The following is a 2,834-nucleotide window of genomic DNA, read 5'->3' on the forward strand; positions in this document are numbered from 1 at the left end:
GGTTACGGGATTATGGAAGGCAACATCGCTAACAAATGGGAAAGTAAAGAAAATCTCATACTATAGTGCGGAATTATATATATAATAAATTGAGACTTATGTTGCTTTTAAAGATGCTGTTTATGAACAACTTACTTTTACCAAGTTGTTCATTCAGATTTAAAAAAACTTTATATATACAAGGACAAAAAATAATTGTATAACAAAAAAATATTTAGAAAGTTTTTATAAACCAATTATTTTTTTAGTCTAGACGAATAAGGAGACAATGAGATATTTAAAAAACTTACTTGATTTTACTCTCAAACGCGTCAGCTTAATAACAAAAAAATTCTATTTATTAAATTGAGGACTGCAATCAAAATATGAAAACAAAGAAAATTCGAAAAATTTGTTAAATATGTTTCTTTTTGGTATATTTCACTGATTTAAATTAAAGTGATCTTACAAATTGATTGGTTAAGTGATATAAATAAAACACTAATAATTATTTCTTAAAATGTTGAAATTATGCTTGCGATCTTTTTAGATATAGAATCTTCGGGTTTAGACTCTTTTCACCATCGAGCTTTAGAGATAGCTTTTAAAGTAATAGATGTACGTACTGGGGAAGAAAGATTGACCTATCAAAGCATTATCAAACAGCCTTTAGAGGTTTGGGAGAAACGAGATCTTGCAAGCATTGAAATTAATGGGTTCACTTGGGAAAAACTTTTATTAGGTCAAGAAGAGGCAGTGGTTAAATCGGAAATAGTACAAATATTTAATGATTTAAAAATACAGAGAGGGCGTGCTGTTTACATTTGTCAAAATCCGGCCTTTGATAGGGGTTTTTTTTCACAAATTGTTGATGTTTATACACAGGAAAAATATCACTGGCCCTATCATTGGCTAGATTTTGCTTCTATGTATTGGGCATTGCAGTTTAAGTTTTACACACAAAAGCATGAACATTTTCCTTTAGAAATTAATCTTTCTAAAAATACTATCGCTCAACATTTCGGTTTACCAATAGAAAGTAGCCCTCATAATGCTCTTAATGGTGTTAATCATTTAATTTTATGTTATAAAACGGTTGTGGGATTTGGGTAATATAAAGATTGCTGGCAAGTTTTTTGAAGAAGTAATAGGCTTGGCGATTGTCGTCGATTAATCCACGAATGATAACAACAACTCCATTCCATAGGAGAAAGGTTAAGAGCAAACTTAAGAAGGGCTTTTTCTTCAAGTAATCCTTCCGCGTGACCTGGATAACACGTTATGCAAATCACCCCCTCCGGTTTTATTAAATCTAAGCTATTTTGCAAACTTAGTAAAGTTGTAGAAGTGAGTGTCGTTTTTTTCTTGTCTCCGCCTGGTAAATACCCTAAATTATAGACAATCAGTTTAATTGTATTAGGTAAAACATAATCGGAAAATTTAGAGTGGCATCCTAAAATAAAATTAATTTGCTTAAACTGATCTAAATTTAAGTGCTCACGTAACAATACTTTTGTTTTATCAATCGCATCACTTTGATTGTCAAATGCATACACCTTTCCAGTCCCATTTGATAAGAGAAGTTGGCACAATTTAAGTGTATCATTCCCATTACCACATGTTGCATCAATCACTTGATCATTGGGCTGGAGGATCCTACGCCAATAATCGTGGGCGAGATCTAAATGAGATTGAAATAAAGGAAAGGTGGCTCTCATAAATAAAGTAAGCTTTGAAAGTTTGGGTTAGATAATTTTACCAGATTAAACAAGGTTTGGTATTTTTAGAATTTTAGCGATGGCTTCTGCTTCTGTTAAAATATCCAAGGTTAGTTTTTGTGAGAATTAGCTTTTCCATTTTTTTCTTAAACCTAAAAATATTCATTTTATCATGAATAATTTTTTTGAGGATAAGTCATTTTTTATTCTAAAAAACATTAGTTTTTTAATGGATTTTATTTTTATTTCTAAAAAAGCTACTCAAAAAAAATTAACACAGGCTTTCATTGATTTTTCTTCTAAAAAGTAAAATCATTGTTAAGAAAGTCAAATACGTCCTCTTCCTAAGCTTTAAGTTACTTATGGACATTTATCTACTAGATTGAAAAATAATCTATTTATATTTATGCGCTAAAAACGATTTAAATAAAGCTAAACTTATTCAATCTTTTGACGAAGAAGAGATTTTCTATAACACAGTTTGAGTTCAAGTAAAAGCAAATTAATACTCACTTCTAAATCCTAGTCGATAAGCATTTTTTTGCTTAGCCAATTTAAACTGTTTTACATTGGTTTAAAATTGTATATTTAAAAGATAAATTGAGTGCAATTACAATTAAGATTTGGCGCCCCTATCTTTTCTTAGCCAACAGGCGGCTATTCGCATTCTTTGAGAACATATAATGGATTAAATTAAAAATAACAATCTTTGCTATGCACATGCTAAAAATTGAGTAATCGATCGTTTCAGATATTGCTTCAGCTATAGAAAGGTGGAAAGTGAAAAGAGCCATTTCTTGGCTGCGAAGGGAATTTAGGAGATTTGTGGCAAGATGGGACTGAAAAGTAAAATATTGAATAGAGGTTCTATTTTTTTATTTGATAAAGTTTTGAATTGGCTGATTGGTAAGCTAAATTCAAAAAAGCTTTAACACTTAAACCAAACTCCAGCAACCTGATTTCTCCCTTCTTTGGTTAAAATTCTATAATAAATTTTTCAATTTTTCAAATTTTAAATTGATTGGAGTGTTTCTTTTTGATAGTATCTTTACGACGTGAATTTTTGTTAAATCAAAGGATAGCCAAGTCATGCAAAGCACTCATCCTATCTCGCCCCAACCTTTTAGTGAGCAGCCA

General features: G+C 30.5%; 2 protein-coding genes. One reads left to right on the forward strand and one right to left on the reverse strand.

What is annotated here, in order from left to right; genetic code table 11:
* Positions 1 to 510: 510 nt before the first annotated feature.
* Complete coding sequence (locus BU804_RS07610) at positions 511 to 1,092, forward strand: 3'-5' exonuclease (RefSeq protein WP_075883603.1); 582 nt, start codon at positions 511 to 513, stop codon at positions 1,090 to 1,092.
* Here the strand turns inward: BU804_RS07610 and BU804_RS07615 are convergent.
* Positions 1,065 to 1,697, reverse strand: a complete 633-nt coding sequence (locus BU804_RS07615; RefSeq protein WP_075883604.1) for a class I SAM-dependent methyltransferase — start codon at positions 1,695 to 1,697, stop codon at positions 1,065 to 1,067. The genes BU804_RS07610 and BU804_RS07615 overlap by 28 nt on opposite strands.
* Between the last annotated feature and the right edge of the window lie 1,137 nt (positions 1,698 to 2,834).

Origin of the sequence: Candidatus Protochlamydia sp. W-9 (assembly GCF_001950615.1) — a bacterium.
GTDB lineage: Bacteria > Chlamydiota > Chlamydiia > Chlamydiales > Parachlamydiaceae > Protochlamydia > Protochlamydia amoebophila.